This is a genomic window from Mycoplasma todarodis (genome assembly GCF_004335995.1).
Classification (GTDB): Bacteria; Bacillota_I; Bacilli_A; order Mycoplasmatales; family Metamycoplasmataceae; genus Mycoplasma_K; species Mycoplasma_K todarodis.
This window is the reverse complement of sequence record NZ_PSZP01000001.1, coordinates 19,106-42,211: the sequence shown is the minus strand read 5'-3', so window position 1 is coordinate 42,211 and position 23,106 is coordinate 19,106. Positions and strand designations below refer to the sequence as shown.

Annotated in this window: 13 protein-coding genes; 8 read left to right on the top strand and 5 right to left on the bottom strand. The window is 28.6% G+C overall.

The annotated features are described in order from the left end of the window. Positions 1-49: 49 nt before the first annotated feature. A complete protein-coding gene (locus C4B25_RS00110; protein ID WP_131613038.1) occupies positions 50-613 on the bottom strand; it encodes a hypothetical protein in 564 nt (187 codons plus the stop codon). A 241-nt stretch (positions 614-854) separates the two neighbouring features. Beyond that, positions 855-1,634: a hypothetical protein gene (locus C4B25_RS00105; RefSeq protein ID WP_131613037.1), complete on the bottom strand. Its 780-nt coding sequence runs from the start codon at positions 1,632-1,634 to the stop codon at positions 855-857. Positions 1,635-2,393: 759 nt separating this feature from the next. Here C4B25_RS00105 and C4B25_RS00100 point away from each other — a divergent pair. Together C4B25_RS00100 and C4B25_RS00095 are read left to right on the top strand one after the other, a co-directional pair. Continuing rightward, entirely contained in the window at positions 2,394-3,245 is an 852-nt protein-coding gene (locus C4B25_RS00100; protein ID WP_131613036.1) for a hypothetical protein, read from the top strand. 211 nt (positions 3,246-3,456) lie between these two features. Beyond that, entirely contained in the window at positions 3,457-4,230 is a 774-nt protein-coding gene (locus C4B25_RS00095; RefSeq protein WP_131613035.1) for a hypothetical protein, read from the top strand. Between the two features lie 30 nt (positions 4,231-4,260). Here the strand turns inward: C4B25_RS00095 and C4B25_RS00090 are convergent, their stop codons facing one another. Beyond that, positions 4,261-4,590, bottom strand: a complete 330-nt coding sequence (locus C4B25_RS00090) for a hypothetical protein (protein WP_131613034.1) — start codon at positions 4,588-4,590, stop codon at positions 4,261-4,263. Positions 4,591-4,793: 203 nt separating this feature from the next. Next, a complete protein-coding gene (locus C4B25_RS00085) occupies positions 4,794-7,709 on the bottom strand; it encodes a hypothetical protein (RefSeq protein ID WP_131613033.1) in 2,916 nt (971 codons plus the stop codon). 671 nt (positions 7,710-8,380) lie between these two features. Between C4B25_RS00085 and C4B25_RS00080 the strand changes: the two genes are divergently transcribed. The 4 genes from C4B25_RS00080 to C4B25_RS00065 all read left to right on the top strand — a co-directional run bounded on the left by C4B25_RS00080 (position 8,381) and on the right by C4B25_RS00065 (position 12,965). Next, entirely contained in the window at positions 8,381-9,016 is a 636-nt protein-coding gene (locus C4B25_RS00080; protein ID WP_131613032.1) for a hypothetical protein, read from the top strand. 124 nt (positions 9,017-9,140) lie between these two features. Further along, positions 9,141-9,680 carry a hypothetical protein gene (locus C4B25_RS00075; protein ID WP_131613031.1) on the top strand — a complete coding sequence of 180 codons (540 nt, stop codon included), beginning with the start codon at positions 9,141-9,143 and terminating at the stop codon, positions 9,678-9,680. 105 nt (positions 9,681-9,785) lie between these two features. Continuing rightward, complete coding sequence (locus C4B25_RS00070; protein WP_131613030.1) at positions 9,786-10,853, top strand: hypothetical protein; 1,068 nt, start codon at positions 9,786-9,788, stop codon at positions 10,851-10,853. Between the two features lie 432 nt (positions 10,854-11,285). After that, positions 11,286-12,965: a ligand-binding sensor domain-containing protein gene (locus tag C4B25_RS00065; RefSeq protein ID WP_131613029.1), complete on the top strand. Its 1,680-nt coding sequence runs from the start codon at positions 11,286-11,288 to the stop codon at positions 12,963-12,965. Positions 12,966-12,979: 14 nt separating this feature from the next. Here C4B25_RS00065 and C4B25_RS00060 read toward each other — a convergent pair whose 3' ends face one another. Next, the gene (locus tag C4B25_RS00060) at positions 12,980-15,598 is read right to left on the bottom strand and encodes a hypothetical protein (protein ID WP_131613028.1); all 2,619 of its coding nucleotides are present in this window, start codon (positions 15,596-15,598) and stop codon (positions 12,980-12,982) included. Between the two features lie 347 nt (positions 15,599-15,945). On the opposite strand from C4B25_RS00060, the gene C4B25_RS00055 reads away from it, so the two are divergent. Together C4B25_RS00055 and C4B25_RS00050 are read left to right on the top strand one after the other, a co-directional pair. Further along, positions 15,946-19,107: a hypothetical protein gene (locus C4B25_RS00055; protein WP_131613027.1), complete on the top strand. Its 3,162-nt coding sequence runs from the start codon at positions 15,946-15,948 to the stop codon at positions 19,105-19,107. Positions 19,108-19,132: 25 nt separating this feature from the next. Continuing rightward, positions 19,133-23,065, top strand: coding sequence for a hypothetical protein (locus C4B25_RS00050; RefSeq protein ID WP_131613026.1), 3,933 nt, complete (start codon positions 19,133-19,135; stop codon positions 23,063-23,065). Positions 23,066-23,106 lie beyond the last annotated feature (41 nt).

The window sequence follows — 23,106 nt, the reverse complement described above, 5'->3', positions numbered from 1 at the left end:
TCTTTTCTTTATTTGGTTTATAGTCTTATCATTTAAGTAAACTTTATAACTAATCAGCATTTTTATTTGAAGTTTCATAATCAAGTATTTCTTGTTCGATTCTTTTTTTCAAGTCTGAGAGTTTGGAAGAGGAAAAGAAGGTTCCATCACCCCCAGTGATAAACGCGAAGGCGGCAAGTATTAAAAATCATAAAAAACCAATTGGAGGGATATAAGGTCACAATCTAATTAATGGTTTTTTCATTCACATCTTAAGTTCTTTGTCATTAAATTTCAAAGAAGGTCAACCCATATTACGTAAAATAATTTCAATATATGATGGCTTATCACCCAATTCCTTGATTATTCTTTTATAAATAAAAAGATACTTAAAACATAATCAAAGAATTTGAGAAATATGTATTAAGGTTGTCCCAATCAAAGCGAAAATACTATAGATTCATGGTTGAGTTATTTCTGGTTTTTTTAAGAAAAAGTAAGTGAAAAAAGGTACTATAACAACTACGCATCATACCAACAAAAAAATTGTTGGTAAGCTTATTATGTGTAAACCTATTTTTTTATTTAATTTAATGGCACGTTTTTTAGTTTTGATGCTTTCTTCTATTTTCATATACTTTAATTTTATTCTTTATAAAGCATTACAGAGTGCTACATTATTCTATCTAACTAATTCAACTTCTTTAGGAACAAAGGTTGATAAGTATGCAAATACATACAATAGAATCTTTACAAACATTGAATCAGCCACCCCCAATCATTGTCCTGTTTGAGCTATTTACAATTTATAAAAAAATACCAACACAATAATATGTTGGTATTTTTCTTGTTCTGAAGTTAAAAGCATGACATATTTAATTAGTTAAACACATTTTAAGTATGTGTTGCTTGATTCTTATGTTTAAATTGTCAATGGCATGACGTGCCCCTCTAACCATTTCAGTAGTTAAAAAATAGTGTATTCAACTTCACTTTGCAACTTCTTTATTTAAAACTATGGTTGAAAAGCAAGAGAAGGCAAAAATTTCTGCAAAAGATTCCATAACATCCTTTTTAGAATAGTTTGAAATCTTATCGCGAACTAATGGTTTTAAGAATTTTCAATTTCGTTCTTTGTCCAAAGGGATAACTTCTCCTTGGAAACGTAAGTAGTCAACAACTACCTCATATGCAAATTCATCATAATCCATTTCTAGCAACTTACCAAATTGGAAATTTCATATATGTCCCAATTCATGGGCTGTTACTTTAAATAGAAAATTTCAATCATTGAAATGGTCTACTTGGTCGTTTTTCATATTGATGATCATTCATTCTTCATTACTTGCTCGTCCCGCATAACTCTTTGATTTGTCACCTTTAAACATGACTTTAAATTTTAATAAGTTGAAAAGTTCTTGATCAAAATGGTTGGTTTTATTAGACATGAAATGCCTAACTTTTTGTACAACTTCTTTATTTCGTGCATATTTCGTGATGAAACGAACATTGTGTGCTTTTTGAAGTTCATTATATCTATCATTATTTGAATAGAGGTTTGACTCAAGGTTTGATAATCTTTTTAAATGATGATCAACAATATCAAAAGCTTCTTCCATTTGTCTTAATTTAATGTCCAGATCATTTGTTTTCATTATAAGTATTATACACACGAGTTTTTAAGGTGTTGAATAAGAATGTTAAATAAATATTTAATGAATTAAGCTTAATGTGATTGCAAATATGGTGGGGATAAAGGTGATAAGTTCCGATACATATTTATTGCAAATTTATAATCAATAACTATTACATTAATATTAATTTTAATTTAATGGTTTTACTTCCGAAGATTATTTAAAGGCATAAAAAAAATGCCGGTCGCTATGCCGGCCTCTAAGTATTAGAGGATACCTATATGCAATGGGATATCAATATTATTATACCAAATACGCAATTGAAAATATACTAAAATTACATAAAAACCAATTTTTAATAAATAACTATAATAAAAATATTATGAACATAGCTGACAAATAACAAGAAAACAAAGTCCTAGACTTATTTTATCTTTTTAAGTTTAAGAACTAAATATCACACAGTTATGTTTAGTATATTCAGACAATGATATTGATATGTTTAATTATCTTGGAATTAAACTCCTTATCTTTGACTTTCTTAATCATATGGTTTAAATTATCACTTTTATCATATATTGATAAATATGATAAAACCCAAAGTTTAAATACCTTAATAAAATACTCATTGGACAAAAGGTGTTTCCTACTTTGTTCAATATAAGATAAAAATTGCAATATCATCATAACGACCTAATACCACATTAGATGGAACTTATCCTTTGGTTATTTATTAATATCAAACACAATCACCAAAATAAGAAGGTATATAATTCTTGTATGAATAAATTAATTAAAAATACATTAAAAACATTAACTGTTGCACCCATAGCCTTGCCAATAGTTATTGCTGTGTCATGTGGAGAAGATGAACAATTAAAAAAAGATCCAGAAGATCTTGAGATTCACCAAGGTATAGCTGATAAGAAATTTGTTTTTTCTAAAGGTAATTTGATAGACCCTAAAACAAAAGAGTTATCAAAAAGCTTTTTAGATGACATCACTAAATTCCACGAAGGAATTGAAAAAGGTCTTGAGAAGTTTAAAGGTAAAGAAGGAAAAGTGTGACAGAAAATAACTTATGATTTTTCTGGAAGTAAATTAACTTCTTTTCCATGAAAGGTATTTAATTTATTTGAACAAGATAGAAAAATCTTTGAATTCCCTATAAAACTAATATTGAATAATAATGAATTAACTTCATTTGATTTTAAAAGATTACCTAGAAATATTGTAAAACTTGATCTTAGTCATAATAAACTTTCTGGTGAAGCTCCTTTAAAAGATTTTAAATATAAACATCAAGGGATTTATGTTAATTTAAAACATAATAACTACACAACATATGACAAAGAATATTTAAAATCTCTTAAAGATAGTGACCATGGTATCACTGTTGTTAAAGATGATGAAAGTATAATGAATAGATATAAACTATGAGATAAGAATATATTGGGTCTTATAATGGAACCTCGAATGAAGAAATACAACGAAGGTAAACACTCAATGAGTTTTCCAGAAATATATTCAGATAAAAATATGGAAATTTCATTAAGTGTTGCTCAAGCCGTTTTCGCTAGTAGCAGCAAATACACACGTGTAATCCTTTCAGATAACAAAATCAAATGATAAAGTTAAATTCAAAAACACCATTGCAATAATGCAAGGTGTTTTTTATTATCCTTAAATCAAGGGTGCTATAAAAAGTAAATAAGGCATATTTTGTTTTTGTCGCATCAATTCATAAGAAGAAAGATTTGAAAAAAACTTTTTGATTTTTCCAACAACAATTTAGTATCATTTTTTAATAGACATAATAAAAATAAAGACATAGGAGAATAATGTGATGTTAACTAAAACTAAAAAAAGGATAGCGTTGGGAACACTTTCATCTGCTGCTATTGTAGCTTTACCAATTGCTACAGTTATTTCATGTGGAGATATAAGCAAACTTCAAACAAAAGTGAAGGAAGTCAAAAGAGATAAAGATATAGATCTTGAAACAGATACAGTAAGAAATGATTCGCAATATATAAGTTCTGTTGTTCAAGCGATTTTAATAAGTGGAAGCAATAGTACACTAAGAAATCTGGCAGAACTTGATAGAAGAAAGTTCAAACATAGCATTAGTTTGGTTGAATTTATAAGATTAAGAGACACTGAAAGTGCTAAAATAGCAAGCACAACACAGGACATTAAAATTGAATTTGATATTACTAAGTGAGCCACTGAATATGAAAAATCATTTTTACAAGCGATGGATGAAAGAGTTGGGATCAGAAGTATAACTTTCCATTGATCAAATAATTCATCATACAAATTTGAAATAGGTAATGGTTCCTTATTGAGTGAAACTTTGGACAAATTGAAAAATGTTCGTTTATCATTGATTGATAAAATGGAAAGTTCAGAATATAAGAAATATTTAAAAAAATATAAAAAAGCACAATTAAAAAGAGATAACTTGGAACTTTGAAAACTTAGAAATGACACATATTCTAAATTACTTGAGGAAGTTGATGATATAGATGCGAAAATAGGGATTTACGCTAATAAGGCTAGAAAAATAATCAATACAACAATTTGAGATGAATGAAGAAGTAGAACACGTAGATAATATGCGAAACTAAGAAAATAAAACAAGGAACTAGCCTTGTTTTATTTTCTTCAATTTAAGTGCTAAATATCACATTGATCTATTTAGTGATATTCAAACAATTATGTTGACCTGTTTAATTATTTTACGATCAAAGTTTTCATCCTTGACCTTTCTTAATAACATAGTACATGTGAAGATTCCTCATCCAAATACATATACACCTGTAACTCCGATGGCGATCCCGATTCATAACTTAATCCCTGGGAAAACCTTAGCTATGAAAACAATCATCATTACCTGAAAAAGAACTAATAAGAATATCTCAACTCCAAGGAAGATTTTTGTTAGTTTTCTAAATTTTGTTATTTGTTCACTCATATATAAATTATAAAACTTTTGAAGGTATAAGTCAAAATGGGAAATGCTAGTAACCTTATTGCTTGATGACTGCAAACATTGATAAATTATATAAAGAGGGGCGATGTTTCAATGTTTATAAGTGCCCTTGCACATATATTTTGAATGGATTTTCGAATGATGTATTTAGTAAGAACTAATTAAAATTACTTGTAATTGCAACTTTAATTTTTTGAACCTTCATTGAAATCATCCATAAATAAACGAACTAAACTATTTGATTTTTCATAATCATAACCACTTTCTTCTAAATCTCTTTTTAAACGGTACCTTATTTCCTCACTTTGGAATAAGATATTTTTAAACACTTCTTTTGCTTCCTTGTGGTACAACTTTAATCAATCAATTGTAGGGAATTCAAAAGAATAAAATATTAGTGCATGTTCAATAATCGCTTTTTTCCCTTGGTTAAAAATAGTTTGATCTATAGTGTTTAAATTTGATGCTGATTTACTATCTAAAAATTCATTCATTAAATCTTTTTGCTTTTTAATATTCTTTTTAAGTTCAATGCTATTGCCTCAATTATTTGAATTAATGAATTCATAAATTTCAGAAATTTCATGATCTAAAATATTTTGTTTTAAACTGATTCATTCATTCAGTTTTTCCACTTTAATTTCTTGTCGTCTTATTTCCCTGTCGTTACTTCAAATTAACGAATGATAAATACTTCTAAGGAGTTTTGTGTAATGAGTGTTTGAAGCAGTTGTTCTATAAGGGCCGATTTCTAATGGGTATTTTGAACTTATTTTTTTAACTTCATTCACAAAGTTAGTAATTGGATTGTTGGATAAATCATTAAAGGCCGATGCGTCGTTAATAATAAAGAAGAGCATGTTAGAGATGAAAGAAGTTTCCATGAAAGTTTCATTATTAATTAGAAGTATTTCTTGTATTTTGGGTTCGCGTAGTCCATCTTTATCACTTTTAAAGAAGGTTACAATATTTAGTTCTTTTTTAATTTTGTCCAAAGCTTCTTCTCATTCCTTTAATAGTTTAAGTTTTCGCGATAAATTTCTATTTTGGTATGAATCAAGTTCTTTATTTTTTGATGACTCTTTTTCAAGGGATTCTATAGAGGCGTTTATAGTTTCGGTGAAAGTGTCTAATGAATTGTTGAAGGTGTTGTCATCTTCAATTTGAAATTTAGGTTCTTCTTGTAACACATCTTTATTATCATTCGTTTCCAATTTAACAAATGGTTTGTTTTTTGAAAAGAAGAGAAAATTATTATATATTGATATAATTGACATTTTTAAAATAATTATATATTTTGTTAATTCAAATGAAGAAAGGAAATTTTGCCTAATATCTTCTAACATCCTAATTGTTAATGTTTCTATTTCTGTTCTTGAATTAGTGAAATCATCACCAACCTCTCTTAGAGAAGACTTATTATTTAAAACTAGAATTTTTAATTCTTCTAATATAAGAGGGGTAGAGCTTACCACTTTATTTCTTAGTAGATTTTTCACTTCAAATTCTCTTGCATTATTTTTAAAACTATAATATCTTATTATTTCTTGATTATTACTTATTGTCGATAAGTTATTTTTGACTAAGAATGGTAAGAAATCACAAATAAAATCTTTGATGCCAGGGATGGTTTTATTCACCTGTCTTCAACCCTTTATTAAATCTCTATCGTTGTGAACTTCTTTTATTGTTTTTTCCGAAATATTTTTTAAGATAAAATTTAAGTTTGCATCACTAAAAAACTTTTCTGAATCATCTGGTCAGTATGTTTTTATTTTATCTCGCAAACCAGGTTTTATTGCGTTTTGCAAAGAATTAGCATTTACATTATTTATAAATGTTGAATTTGGTATTAATTTAGTCCCGAAATCTTTAGAAGAATTTCTGTCTTTTAATTCACCGTCTTTATTCTTCAATTCTTGATTTAGAATTCCTCAAATTAAAAGGTCTATTTCTATTACAAATCTTACGTTATTTGCGTTGTAAAGAAGGTTGATATTTTCAAGAATTGAGAATATAACATTTGTTCTTTTAACTCCATCACTATTCAGTCACTCATTCAATCTATCTAAATCCTCTAAGTGTATAGTTATCACTTTAAAACGACTTTTCTTTTCCAAAGAATGGGCAATGAAAATATTATTACTTTGGTCAACTAAAAAATCATTTATATTTTTAGTTTTAGAGCCATCCAGTCACTTTTTGAAATAATACATCAATATAGTTAAGGGTATATCTATTGCACCTGAAATTAATGCTTTAACTCAATTAGATTTATCACTACTTGCTTGAATTGTATCCATATCAAATCCATTAAGTGCATAAAAAAGGATGACTGGTATAGCTAAAAGTAAAGAAGAGGCGAACAATATAAAACCAATTGTTTTGGATAGCATGTGAGAGGTTTTGCAACCTTCTTCGAAATTTTCTTCTCTTAGAATTCTTTCTAAATCAATTTGTTTTCTTTTTGGTTTTAAGGCATTGATAATGGTGCCTCAAATCATTTTTTTGATATACAAATGAGTTATTTGACCTTCGCTGTCATAAGATCTGTATTTTTTTCTTTTTTTATCCTCATCAATTCCCACCGTAAAAATATTTTTTTCATTTGATGGATAATCATCTAGATTTTTCAAAGAGAATAAATTTCAAAAATTTAGTCTAATAGTTTTTTGTCTCCTGGATAAAATTGCATTTTTTATTTTTGCACTATTTTTTCTTGAAAAGAAGTGTGTAATGTAATATGCTGGAAACAGTAATAATAGAAAAAAATTAGTGGAAAAATTCCTAAAACTTTCAGATCATGAGATTCCCATTTTGGCAACCGTGCTTTTTCCGACTCCATTTTCACCTATGATGAATATATTTTTTTTATTATTCAACGCTTTTATAATATCTTCAACATTTTTTAGTTTTGTTTCATCCAATTTTCTTTGTGTTATTTCTTCTTTAGCGCCTTCAATATTTTCCGATAGTTTATTTTCGGTTAAAAAATTATTTTGGTATTCATAATTTAAAGTAACCCTCTTTTTTATTTTTTTATTTTTTTTAGAGTTTTTCCTTTTCTCTTTTCATTCTTTAAAATTTATTTTTGATTTCATTCTAATTACTCTCCTTTTAATTAATGTATTATACACACATGCGACCAATTAAAGGCAATAAGGTAATCGCCCAAAACCACTTTCGATATGAAAGTATTTTGTAACACCCTTTCCAATAAAAAAAGAAAAACCTCAAAATGTTGAAGCGATATTTATGATAATGAGCTTGTCTATGGAATCAACCCTGCACTAACTCCTATAATAGAAATGATTACATTGGTATTTAGTCCTGCAATTGGGGCAAATTATAGTAAAACACTTCCAAAGCATAAGAAGAGGCAATTAATGAAATTTGCAATAACACACACATTTACCCAATAATGTATTTTTTTATTGAGTATTTAAAACTATAAAATAATCTTCAAAGTTAATTGGAGTTAAGTTTTTCACCTTATTTTTTGATTTCTTTTTATGAAGGTTCAATACCCTTTTCTTATCTAAGTATTTTTGTTTTGGTTGAACTACATGATATTACAAGGGAAATTGGTGCAACTACCAATGTGTTGCTGATTATCATTTTATTATTTTCTTAATTTTAAAAATAAAAATCAACATAGGATAGTCGAATGAAGAGGATACCTTTAGTGTTGATATATAACGTTTATTAATAGCGTTATTTACTTTGGTATATTGCTGATTTCAGCTTCTTTATAAAGTGTATAATGTCTCATATGAGGGCAATTGTATATGGACACAATACTGAAACTGATGAATGAGTTGAACTTTTAAATAAAAGCGGTTTTTGAGCATTCATGAATGGATTGCCATTCATGATAAAGCGAACAATAAAATTATCTAAAAAACATAAAATGAGAACTTATCTTTTATTAGAAAAGAAAAGGGGAACATTGGCACTATTGCCCATTAGTTTTAAAACTAAATATAATGGTCCATCCATAACCTACAATGGTGATTTTGAACAAGCAAGTGAATGAAGGGTGAGGAAAACAATTCCTGGACTTACTTTAATTGGGGAAGGGCAAAGGTATTGAACTAAGAATGTTCAATTTATCCCTCCTTCAATAATGAGATTGAATTCAATGGATATGTTTATTGAACATTGAGATTCAATTGAGCATAATCACATTAATACTATTTCAGATTTTGTTATAAATGCCGTTTCAGAATTACAAGATGAAGCCGTCCTTTATGAAGCGCAAATGATAATGGAGAATCATGAAGTTTTCGAAGAATTCTATGAGGAACTTAAACCACTAGGGATTAAAAAAGAAACTTTTAAACAAGCTTCTAATAAATATTTTGAGTTTATAGAAAAAATCCTTGAAGAAGAAAATGAAGAGTTATAGCACCTTAATGTATGTTTGGATTAATGTGAACAATAAAATTTACAAGAACAAGAGTGAAGACATTTACTTGGCAAACACAATTAAAAGAATATAATGTTAATATAATTCACTTGGAGGTAGAAAAATGTTTCAAATTAATTTTATGAATAGAAAGTTGTCAAAGTTAAAATCTTTCTTTATTGCATTGCTAGTTATTGCTTCTAGTTACTTTGTAATTAATACAATAACAATATGATCACCAATAAACGAAGATGTAAGAATGGTTCTTGGATTATTTATATTTGCAATCTATGCATCCTCAGTAGTTCTTCTTATCTTAATAATTGTAGAATGTGTTTCTATAAATAAATTAAGTCCGGGATACGGTTTAAAAATTCAATGTATCTTTGTTTCCATTTTCATTGGAGCTATCGCCTTATTCTTCCTTCTTGGATTAATAAGAGTAGCTAGTGAAACAAATAGTGGCGATATTGCAAAAGCGGCAATACATTCTACTAGAACTAAAGTTACAGCATGAGTTATGGTCTCTCTTATTATCTCTGGTGTAATTGCATTCTACGCAATTTCACTAACAAAAATAATGAGACTAATAAAACGAAACGAAAAGTTAGCAGAACAAATCAAAAATAACACTCAAGATGAAAATTCTGAAGAACAAAAATAATACTTATACAAAACACCTCTTTGATTGGTGTTTTTTTATTTACTTAAATATCAATGTTAGATAATAATAAAGTTTATACGAACTATTAATCAATATAATTGATGTATGAAAAATAACAAAAATAATAACTTATTACAGAATTCATTCATTAAGAATTTTGCAATCAATAACACAATAAAATGAGAGAGATATCAAGCCAATGAAGGTGGAACTTTTGATATCAATGATATTAATGATGAAAGTAGATTAGATGCTTACAATCAAGAAGTGAAAAAAGACATAATTACACTAGAACAACAAGGTCTTCAAGTCGTGAATAAAATAGTTCAAGAAACTAATGAGAATGAAAAGATTAAACTAACAAGACAAGAAGCAGTTACGTTAAAATTCTTCTCATTACTTTTAGGAGTTGAATCAAGTGATAAAAAGGACTCACAAGAAGCTCAATTAACATCTATATTGAAATACTTCAAGCAATTTACTAAAACGGGCTCAATTAGCGTCCAAAAAGACTATTATGGTTCAATGGAACCCAATCCTTTTGAAATGAAGGTTGAAGATCTTTCTGGGAATGATGCTGAATGAGATGAATGAACAAAAAGAAATGTTACCGATAAAACTCAAGCTCTTATGAAGGTCTGAGAAACTATCCAAACGAGAATGTTGATATTTAAATTTGATGAACCAAAATTATTACTTCAAGAATCAATAAATTTTAAAGAGAAAAATCAAAATGGTTCTACTAAATATACATTCATGCCAATTGCTTCAAATATCGGAATTCTATTCTTTGTAGACGCTACAACTTCAGGAGAACAAAACAAAGAAGAAAACTCTATATTCTTTGAAAATGATATTACTAAAATAAAGAATGAAACTATTTATAAAAATGCTGAATTAATCAAACAAAAACAAAAAGAATATATTGAAGAAAAAGAAGTTCCAAACAAAGAAGAGGAAGAATATCAAAAAGGATTATTTTTACTTTTCGAAGCTTCTAATTATTACAGTAAAGAAGATATATTTGTCTTTGATGTTTTAAAAGAAAATTCAAGAATTGCTGACGTTTGAAATGCAAAGGCATTAATTGAAAGTAATTCAAAAGTATTGATTTATCAAGATGAAAAACATATCAAAGAAGCAGAAAAACAAGTATCAAAAATAAGTAAATAATAGGTAAATACCAACAATTATGTGGGTATTTTTTATTACCTAATTTTGATAAAAAAGTGATGTTTAGAAAAAAATAACCTTTTGATATAGAACGTTATTTAAGTATATGAATAAGAGGTAAATCAGTCATTATGAAATGCATTAAACAGTGAAAATACTTACCGATACCAACCAATATTAACAATTGTAAAAACAACACATTTCAATATAGTAAAAATAAATTAATGGGTTAAGCAAAACTCTCTAAAAGGTGCATAAAATCAAGGTTTTTAATAAAATTAGTCTTTATGTTAATATTGATTTAAGGTATCTTAATGTAATTAATTTTATAAATAAAGATGCTAAATTAATCTTCAAAATACATTTACGCCAAATGTTTTTAAAAAAACAAAATGGGTTTGAGGAAAATCATTGAACAAGGAGAATAGAGAAATGAAAAAAGCCAAAAGAATCGCCATGTCTATAGGTGTTGTGTCATCTGTTGTTATTCCAACAACGATGATCGCAACAACTGCTCAATCAAATGGAGCAAGGTCAAAATTAAATATATTTGAGAGTCAACAAACTAACTCTCTTAAAAATGCATATTATTTAAACTCAATACCAACAGAAAACCCTAAATTGGTAAATGCATTTATCAAACCAAAAGGAAAACAATTTGGAGCACTTGGTTTACATGGATTTATGGAGTCTATCAACAACAAGACTTATGTAGGAACTTTTATGCAAGGTCTTAAAGTATTGAAAGGAAATACTTTAGAATATTTTGCTCATGATGAGAATGGTTCTCTTGATAAAACCACAAGTATGCGTGATGGTTTCATGAAAGAAATTAATGGAACAATTTATGTTGGAACTCAATCAAAAGGATTGATGATTTTAGACAAACAAAACATATTAAGACCAGTAAATAAAAATGGAAAAGTTATTGATGTTGAAAAAGGGTTTATTGAAGAAATTGATGGTGTTGTTTATGTAGGAACAACAAATAAAGGATTAATGATTTTAGATGAAAAAACTGGTCAACTTAACCCGATAGATGTAGGTAGATTAAGATTTAATAAACAAATAAATATGGCTGATGGATTCATAAAAAAGATTGATGGAAAAATCTATATTGGAGCTGCATCGGGATTGATGATTTTAGATCCTAAAACAAACATAATGAAAAAGATTGATGGAACTGATTTATCGAAAGGGTTTATTGGTAAGTCTGATGGAGATATATTTGTTGGAACAAATGGTAGTGGATTGATGAAACTTAAAGGTGAAAATCTAAATACTTTCGATATTGAAGATGTTACTGATGGTTTTATGAAAACTATTAGTGGAACAACGTTTGTTGGTACATACGAACATGGATTAATGAGATTAGATTACGATGGTCTAAAGCCAATTGATGGAACTAAAGTTGCGGGTGGATTCATTACACAAGCTAATGGCGAAATATACGTTGGTGCATTTGATCAACCTATTAAGAAATTGGATTTCTCAGAAGTGATTAAAAAGAATAAAGAATTCATGGAAAAATCTTTTGATAATTTACCAATTCAAAATCAAGGTACAAAATCAGTTGTGGATATTGCAAGTGAAATAAAAGATAGATTATCTCTAAGACAATATACAGGTGTAATTGCACCAGGATTAAACTATTCAGAAGTTACAAAGATAAGTGCTGTTGGAGATTTAAAAACAAGTAAGATAACACTTCATATAGAATTGCAAACTGCAACAATAACAACTGTGGTTGAAGCAATATTAGTGGGTAAACCTGCTCCAAAACCCGTTGTTAAAAAGAAACCTGTAGTTAAGAAACCCACAGCAAAGAAAACAACTCCCAAATCAACAAATCAACACACTAATGGTAAGAGTGTTGCGAAACCTGTAGTTAAGAAACCTGTAACAAAGGATGTTGTTACAAAGAAACCAGTTATTAAAAAAGTACCTATCACTAATTTAGGTAACCTTAGACATACTGCTGATTTAGAAAATCATAAAAAAGGACATAAAACAAAATGAATAATCATTGGAGTTTCTTCAGTTCTTGGAGGGCTTATATTGTTAGGTGGAATAATCTTCATATTTAAAAGAAAAAATAGAAAACAGAAATAAAAAAACACGCATTATTATGCGTTGTTTTTATTATCTTCTTCGTCATCTTTACTCTTACGGATTACTGTGATAATAAGAGCAATAACACTCATACCAGCTAGTCCAGAAAGAAGAGTAAGTCATCAATTAGTTTTTGAATCTGCTTTTGTATTAACTTTTTGTGATTTGATAGGGTGAAGACTTCCATCTTTTAATACTTTATGGTCGTTTGGAATAACTTCGATTTGTGTTTCATCTCCATCACCTAAACCAGTAACAAATATTTTATTACCAACAATTTTAAGTTTACCTTTTGCGCCCTTAGCAAGTTTTACATGCATCTTCTTAGGGTCAAAGTTTTTAACGACGAATTCTACTTCACCATCTTTGGTATCCTTCGAAGAAGGTTTCTTAATCTTTTGTGTAATAGAAGGTTTATCAAGTCCCACATGGGTTTGTTTGATGTCTTCTTTATTAGAAGTAACAGTTTTTGAACCATCAGAGAAAATTGAACCTTTATTTGCAACTACTTCGATTTGAGCAGTTTCACCATTTTTTAATCCACTAACAATAGCTTTACCATTAACTACTTTAAGAGTTCCATGTGAACCTTTAGCAAGTTTGATTTTCATCTTTTTAGGATCATAGTTAGTGATGTCAAATGTTGCTTCACCATCTTTAGTTGAACTAGTTGATGGTTTCTTGATTGTTGCTTTAATTGTAGGTTTAGTTAATCCTTTGTAAGTTTGTACAATATCTTTAACTGTTGATTGAATAGGAGTTGTAGATTTATCATCTCATTTTTCACCTGGATTAAGAACAACTTCAATTTGTGCTTTATCTCCATTTTTTAATCCACTAACAACAACTTTCCCGTTAACTACTTTTAGAGTTCCGTTAGAACCTTTTGTAAGTTGGATTTTCATCTTTTTAGGATCATAGTTAGAAACATCAAAAGTTACTTCTCCATCTTTTGTTGTATCAAGAGTTGGTTGTTTAACGGTAGCTTTGAAAGTTGGTTTAGTTAGACCCGAGAAAGTTTGGATTGTTTTTTCTTTTTTGGACTTGATTGGTGTTGTAGTACCATCAACTCATACTTCACCTGTTCTAGGTTCGATTTCAATCTGAACTTCATCTCCATTAGCTAATCCAGTAACAACGGCATTACCATTCTTATCTATTGTAAGTGTTCCCTTAGAACCCTTCGCAAGAGCAATTGTCATCTTTTTAGGATCGAAACCAGCTATCTTAAATGTTCTTGTTCCGTCCTTTGTAGTTTTATTTGTTGGTTTCTTTTCAGTTGAACCACTAATAGTTGGTTTTGTTAAACCTACAATAGATTTTTGTGATACTGAAACAGCTTTAGAGATAAGGGGTTTCAATGCATTTGATGATCAACTCTTAGCTGGAGTTCAAGTATTCATTCTATTATCATAAGGATCTGTTTTTAAAACTGCTTGAATTTGAGCAGATTCACCACTGGCTAATCCACTAACAACAGCTTTATCGTTAACCATTTTAAGAGTCCCTTTTGAACCGGGTGCTAACTCTATTTTCATTTTAAGTGGATCATAGTTAGAAACATCAAATGTAACTTGTCCATCTTTTGATGTAGTTGTTGTTGGGTTTTTGATAGTTGATGCGAAAGTTGCATTTGTTACACCACGATAAAAGTTGTAAGTAACTTTCTCTCTTTTGGTTGCAACACCAGCGAAAGCAGGATCATAATATTCTTTTGCTGTTATGACTTTACCCTTACCGTCTTTCCCTGTTATTTTTTCATAAAAAACTTCAACACTTGCAACATTACTTATATCTAAAGGTTTATAAAAACCATCTTTATCATATTTTAAAGTTTCAGTTGCTTTTGTATCTCTTTTGTGAACAATAACAGTTTCTCTATAAGGTAATCTAATTAGACTATTTACATCAAAGAATTTATCATTTTGAACGGCCTTAGGCGCATAAAAGTTTAAAGAGTATCTTGATTTAACTGAAAGCTCAACTCAAGAGTTTGATTGTCTTTGATCATTGATGTCAACTTTATAGTAGCCATTAAGTGTGAATTTTTCTTTTGGATGTAAGGCAAATTGCCTACTTACTTTTAGGAATTCATCATCTTTAAAACGAGCGATTCAATCTCCCCCACCTTGTCTTGGGAAGCTTTTTTTATCACCCGTTAATTTAAACTCTTCTTTAGTATTATGTCTAACAAATTTAAGATCAGAAGTTAACACGTTTCCGTTGGAGTCATCGTAGTGCAATCCTTTTCATTTAACATGGATACCATTAAGACCAAGTGCTAATCATTCCTCACCTGTAAAAGTTTCACTAAAGTGTGCGCCTTGATCAACATTTCATTTATAAACGTTTGAGTATTCTTTTGTAGGAGTGGGATTCACATCTTTAGCATTTGGATCATCCGGAGTTGTTAAAGTTTTTTCATCTTTAATTCCTACATAATATTTTTGGGTTGCTGTTGCTGCTGGTGCTGAATAAGTATGCAATGAGTTACTTTGTAAATCTAATTCGGGCAAATTGATGGTTTTTTCCTCTGTTGTTTGACCGATAGCAATAGTTCCGCCAATGGTTACTGCTAAAGGTAAAGTAGAAAGGGCTGCAAATTTAACTATTTTTTTATTTTTTGTTTTCATTTTCTCTCTCTTTCTTTTCCCTAAATATCCAGCCAGAAAGTCAGACAATTTAAAAAATGCTGATATAAGACACATTTTTTCATTTAATCAGAGCAAGACTTTATTGGGTATTTAGTGAATGTTTTAGTATATAGGTAAAACAATAATAACACAATGTTTAATTTTGGGAAATTCATAAAAAAGAAAATATAACCGAATATTTATATGTAGAACAAAATTCGCTGTTTTAAATAAAAAAAACACAGCAGTAGCATTAAAAAAATAAGGTTATTTATGAAAAAAAACTAACTGTTGACAATGATGCAAATTTAACCTCAAAAAAACTAAAAAATGATATAATTTTTATTATGAAAAAAACATTAATTAGTGTGGGAGTAGTTTTTGCTATCTCTATGCCAGTAATGTCAGCAGTTGTTCGTCAGACCCCAAAACATGAAACAAGCAGATTTCATCAAATAGCCAACAATGAAATGAATGCATATGCCAACAAAAGGATAAGTGCATACACCATCAAACAAAATTCGAGAGAAAAAGAAATTGATGATATGAAATTCTTCTTGGACAAATTTTGAGTTAATGATCTTTCTGTAGAATCTGATTCTAAGAATGTTGTTAACCAAGTGCTTACACAAATTGGTGTAACAGATAAAGCAAAGTTTGTTAAAAAATTCCATGGATTTAGAACGCAAAGTAGTGGTAAAACCATTTTTGATAATGCTCTTATTATCGAAGCGTTTAAATTAATTGTCGACACGTACAACCTAAACTCAAAAAGTATCAACTTGAAATTAAAGACTGATGAGTGAAGCAATGCTGACTTAGATAAAGACCTAAGATTCTTGAGAAACTTCAAGAACTTAAACTCTTTAGAAATTACTACGGTATATAACAGTCACACATCATCGACATTCCAACCCGAAACATTAGGGAAAATTAATTGATTCTCTCAATTAGCCTTTTTGAATAAACTTACTTTAAATTATGTGGATAATACTAATTCAGGATTACCTAACCACATAACAAGTCGTTTAAGCAATGTAGACTTTAGTGAATTGAAATTCTTAAATGATTCAAACATTAGAACTGTTGACATTTCACACTTTATTATTAATGATGCTCACAAAACAAACCTTTTACAGTTTGTACAAGCAACAGATGACTTCTTTAAAGAGATACCTTTCGGACTGAAAATTATCATGCAAAACCAAAAACAAGCAGATATTATTTCACGTTCTAAATATCTAATTGAAGATAACTCACTTGCTCCATTAATAACAATCAAAAAGAATATAGCTAAGAACATTCCTTTAACAGCAGACTTAAACTTAAGGTCTACTTTTGAAAAAATCACCATAAATGATCAAAGGGTTGATTTTAAAATCATTGATGAGAAAGCACATCTATATTTCAAAAATGATAAAAACATCAGAGCGAAACTGGCATATAGAGTTGGAGATAATGCTTATTACACAAATGACTACAAAGGCGCTACTCTAGCTCCTCAAAACTTAAGACACAAAATTTTAAATGATGGAAAACCATTTTTACACGATGAAAATAGTATTCAAAAACTTATTTCAAAAAATAATATTAAGTTTAAAGAACTTGATGAGAATAACTATAAGACTTACTTTGATAAAGAAAAGTTCATAATTGACGGTAAACAATACGACCCAATTCTAATTGCTTCAAAAATTGTTCCGAACTATGACTTGACAAAACTTAAATTCAAAGTAAAAGGTAAAAATATATTCTTTACTTCAATACAAGAAGCTAAGAATGATTTTAGATATTTCAAATATATCGACTCAACAAACTCTGAAGGTATTGATTACAACAAAGATTTAGAAACAAAAAGGGAAAAAGCTTTAAAGAGTATATTCCAAAAACCAACAGCTATAAATGGTGAACTAGTTCTATCAGGTGAAAGATACTATACAAGAATTTATAAAGGTAAATTAATTTGAGATGTTCCTAAAGCAAAAATAGATCTTTCAAAAATGAGATTCCAAGATACCAAAGGTGACATCTTCCATGAAATAACTAAGAAGAGAGCATTCGATAAAGGTATTAAGATAACTGAAATCATTTCACAAACACACTATGACTTACCTAAGCTTCCTGAATTCAATACAATACTGAATGATAAATTCGATCAAAACGTTGTAATTGATGACAAGAGATATAAATCAATGGTGTTTGATAATAAGAGTTTCTTCTCTTCAACAATAATGTCTAAAATACATTTCCAAGTTGAAAGAAGTTCACTAAATGATCCAACTAAGAAGGAATTAGTATACTTTACAGTTCTTAATTCAACATTAACTAAATTACTTATGGGTAATGATGATTTCATTGATGAAAATGGATATCGTTATTTCAAAGATAGTCTTTCAAGTGTTAAGAACTCATTAACAAAAGCTATTCTTGACAGAAGAAAATTCTCAAAACCTTCAACTATAGAAGATCATTTCGCATTAAAAACTGATGGTGGGATAAAACACTTCAAATCAATCTTTGTTGATGGTCAAGTTAAATGACTAAACAACAATGGAGAAGACTTATCTAAGATTGGTTATATAGTTGAAAGTTTAAGTGGGGAACCATTCTATGTTACTGAAGAATACTTTAAGAAACATAGGAAAGAACTTATCAATAAACCTGGTAATCACGTTTACTCAGTTGAGAACTTCTATAAAACTGAAAAAGTTAAAGAATTAGAACCGAAGGATTTCGAATTAATGAAATCAATCGTTGAGCATCATGGTGTATCAATTATCGATAACTACAAATTAGCTCAAAGCATACTGGACAAAAAAGTAATCGTAAACAAACTAGATGAACAAAACAACGTTATCAAAGAAGAATTCCATTTTGAAATTTCTAATAACAAAATTGTTCTTGTTAACGATAAGAAAGAAACTTTAGGTGATGAAATAAGATATATTGAAAACAACTCATTCAACACTAAGAGTATTTTTGAAGGTGGATCATCTATAAATCTATTTACGGATGATTATGTAAACCAAATGTGAAGAACTCTTCTAAATACTAAAGTCTCAAACATTGAGAAATTTATAAACAAAACAAAACTATCTAATTTCGAACTAGATAAAAAATATGATGTTGTTGACCCAACAAAATTAGGACAAATGATTAAGGTAGATGGTAAAGAGATTAAGTCTATTAATGTCTTTGGTAAATATTATTGAGAAAACTTCTTTAAAGTTGAAAAAATCAAATATGTATTCCAAAACAAGAATGGTGAAATTGAATACTTTACACAATTACCTCCATTAGAAAAAATTAAGCAAGGAAAACTTCATTCGATAAATAATAACCACAAGAAGATATCAAATCCTGATTTATCAAGAGTTGTTTTATCTAAAAATAAAATTAATGAAAAAAGAAATACAAAGATAGCGATTATCGTTACAGGTACAGGTATTGCTTTAATTGCAATTGCAGTACTTGCATGAAGATGATTAACATCAAAAAGAAAGAAATAATTTAAACAAAGAAAAGAGGCGGTAAATGAAAAAGCAAAAAATAGCAATAATATGAATTTTTGTAGCAATGTTTGTAACATCGATATTATTAATGTTCAATTCAAACTTAAAGCCTCTTAGAAGGGGTGCTGATAAGTACCTTGGACAAAATTCAATGAACTTGAATCTTTCTGCAAATGGTTATGAAGCAGAAGGTATATCAACTAAAAGAATTTACAGAAATAATAAAATCATTACAACTGGTACTAAGAATAGCAAGGGTATGAAAGCATTGGGTAATGTTGATAAAATCCAATTCTTTGGATTACCAACATATGAAGAAGTAGATGCTTCAAATAAAAAGATTCAATCATTCGGTATTGAAAAAATATCTATAACAGATACAAATGATGTTGAAAAGACTAACACACTATCACTAGAAACAATTTATGCAAATGGTGATAAAAACATCAGAAACAATTCATTTACGGCTGAGTATAACGAAAACAAATTTGCACATGATAGTTTTAATAAAACAACAATTACTTCTAAAAATGTAAAGGATTATGCAAATGTATCTCTAGGATTAAAAAATAGTATGCGTGCACCAATTGAGAGTATTTCTCTTAAGTTACCTGCAAGCTATAGCAAATCACTTGCTACACTAAATAATAAAGATGCTGGATGAAATAACTTCACATCTTCAATCGGTTCAATCTATATCCAAAGTGGAGAAACAATTTACAGAAGTCAGAGTAATCTTGACATCAAGAAATTCTTAGATCCTAAAACAAATACTATAAACCTAGATAAAGCTCCAATTAAATGAAGTATCTACAGTATTTATGGTGATGATAAGAATGCCTTTATAACAATACCTAAGGCACCAACTAAATTAACTAACTTTGTATATACTACACAAGCACAACCAGAAAAAGCTTATTCAGTTCCAACACCTCTAATGAATTACGTTATGAAGTACAAAGAAGTGGAAAAAGATAATATATACGATGCACCAAAATGAGAAAACTTAATAATTGAACCAGAAAACGTTCAATCATATAACTATCTTGACTTTGCATTAGTTGCAAGAGATTCAGAATTAATGAAAGTTATAACTCAAATTTCTGATTCAAATAGACCTAAAACAAAAAATCTTGATTTAATAGATTTTATAAACACATTCAACAAAGAAGAATTCTTCAATAACATTGTTCATAATCAAAGAAAACTTTCAGTTGGTTTTGTTAAAAAGACGAAAGATACATCAGCAGTTAGTTTCGCATCATTAGGATTCTTAAAATTTGTAAGTTGAAGAGATGGGATTAACTTAGATCAAATCAATTTATACATTAAGAATAATTTTGAAAGTGGTGAAATAACACCTGAAAACCTTAAAACATTAAATGCACACCACTTCCATACAAAAGACCTACATGCATTCAATAAAATTAATGGTGTACAACACATATTCTTTGAATTCAATAAATCTTCAGATTACTTACCACTTAAAGTATTCGGTAAAGTAAAAGATGCAACAATTAAAACACATGAACTTAAAACGCTTGACATCTCTACATTTGATGAACTTCAAACTAAACAACAGTGAGCACAAGTATTCACAACAGGCAACCCAACTTGAATGAATAGTGCTAGAAAAGACTTTGTAGTTATTGTTCCAAAATTCATCGGACAAAACAGTTCAATCATTAAAGACTTTAAATTCAAAGAAGATTTAAGTATTAAAAATTCACACAATCAATTATTATCATTCGTAAAAAGTGTTTACGCTACAGTTCCGACAATACCTGAACTTAAATTCAATAAGAAAACAAAGCAATACGACATCTCAACTATAAAAGTAGATGGCGTAGTTATTGAAGCTAACGTTATTAATGGTGTATTAAGATATGACTTTATTTCACAAAATGTAGATTCAAAAAATATCTATTATGCAAATAAAGAAATGACAGAATTCTTTACAACTCACTTCAAACAAAAAGAAGTAGATGATAGAGGGCTTATAAGAGTTCAAGGTATTAAAACAGAAGCTCAAAAGAGTTTTAACATAACAAACATCAATGATCCAATTGACTATGCTGTAATCCCTTCAAATGAACAAATTAAAATAGATGGTCATAAATACGGTTCAGTTATTGCTAATGGTCATGCCGTTTGAAATTACGATTTAACAAAAATCAAATACTACACAAATAACAAAGGTACAATCGAGTACTTCACTTCAATTAACAAACTTATTGGTAAAGTAGGTCCTGAAATACTTCGTACTGCTATTTCAACTGAAATAAAAGTTATTAAAACAAATACAACAAATCAACAATACAGAAAAGAATGACAAGAATGAAAGAAACACTTTGTTAACTATAGTGTTCCAAGCCCTTCTTATGATGGTGTGGAAATTCCTTATGTAACAGTTGATGGAAAAATCCTAGATGGAAAATTCTTCCATGACGGTAGAGAAGTTTGAGATTGAAAATCAATCGAATCAAAGGTAGATATTTCAAAAATCAAATGAGTTTGAGAAGAAAAAGTTGGTAAGAACAAAATAATCCCTCACTTATTCACAAGTTATAAAGATGACTCAGGAAAAATAAGGGGTAAAGTTAATACGTTCTATAAAGACATTATTGTTTTAGATAGAGAAGCTCCAATTAAATATAACCCTTGAATTAAACAAAAAGGTAAGATGACACAAAAACAAGTTGAAGCTGCACTTAAACAAGAAAACTTTATTGATGGTAAGAAAACAGAATGATTAGTTAAAAATGGTGTATTCATGTTTAAAGAATACAAAACTATAAAATACGCTGTTGAGTATTGAGATACAAAAGATAATAAGTATCACACAGTATTCTTTACAGATCCTAGAAAATTAAATGAATTCGTTAGAACAACTAAAGGTAGAAATACAACATTCACAATTAAGAGTGTTTCACTTAAAGCAAATAATGAACATGAAGTAAAAAGATTTGCTGAGGATATGCAAATTGAACCATCAAATGCATACCAAGAAATAATTTTAGATGATAAGAAATACCCAGTAAGAATTCATGGTGGAATGATGTATTACGACATCGATAAAAACCATCCAATTAAATACAAATACAAAGGTAAGTACTACTCTTCAATCGAAAGACTATTCCAACTTGTTGGTTCAACAATTGATATTGAACAATTAAGTATGGCTTCTTATGATAAACCAGAGCTACCTAACGCTCCATTCATTGGTGAGAAAGTATTTGAAAAAGATCTTTTAGATAATGATGTTCTTAAACAAAATGTAGATTTAATTAAAAAAGGAATCGTTATAGATGGTGTTAGACATTCATTTAACATCTACGATGGAAAAGTTGTATTATTCAAAGAATTAGAAAACATTCAATATGTTGTTCGTGATTCGAAAACAAAAGAATTCCATTACTATACAAATTACGCATTAATCCCACAGAAATATAAAGAAATCAATCTTGCAAATGAGAATGATTCTATATATTCAGTTGATATGGATACCTCTAAGTTTTATAAAATGACTCCAAAAGATCATTGAAATGAACTTAAGAGTCCAACTAATAGTAAAGACATGGTCATAATAAGAAAGAAAGTTGATGGCGTTATTACAGATGTTAATGTACTAGCCGTTAATTACATTGATCCAGTAACTAAAAAGAAAACTTGAGTTTGATCTGATTACAATGCAGTGAAAGCAATTAAGTACTTTGACGGTGAAAGATACTTTACTGATATGGAAACTGCATTTAAATATTCAAAAAACTTTAATAAATTAACAAGAGTAAATGTACAAGCAACAAACTTAAACGTTCTTAAAGAATTAACAATTAAATCTAAAAAAGAACAATTTAAAATATTGATTTATCCAATTTCATTAATAGGGTCTATATTCGTAATCCTATTCTTAATTAGATTAACTGCATTTATTAACAACAAGAGGAAAAAATAGAAGAAAAAACAAAAAGGTCTCACTAGACCATAACAAGTGTA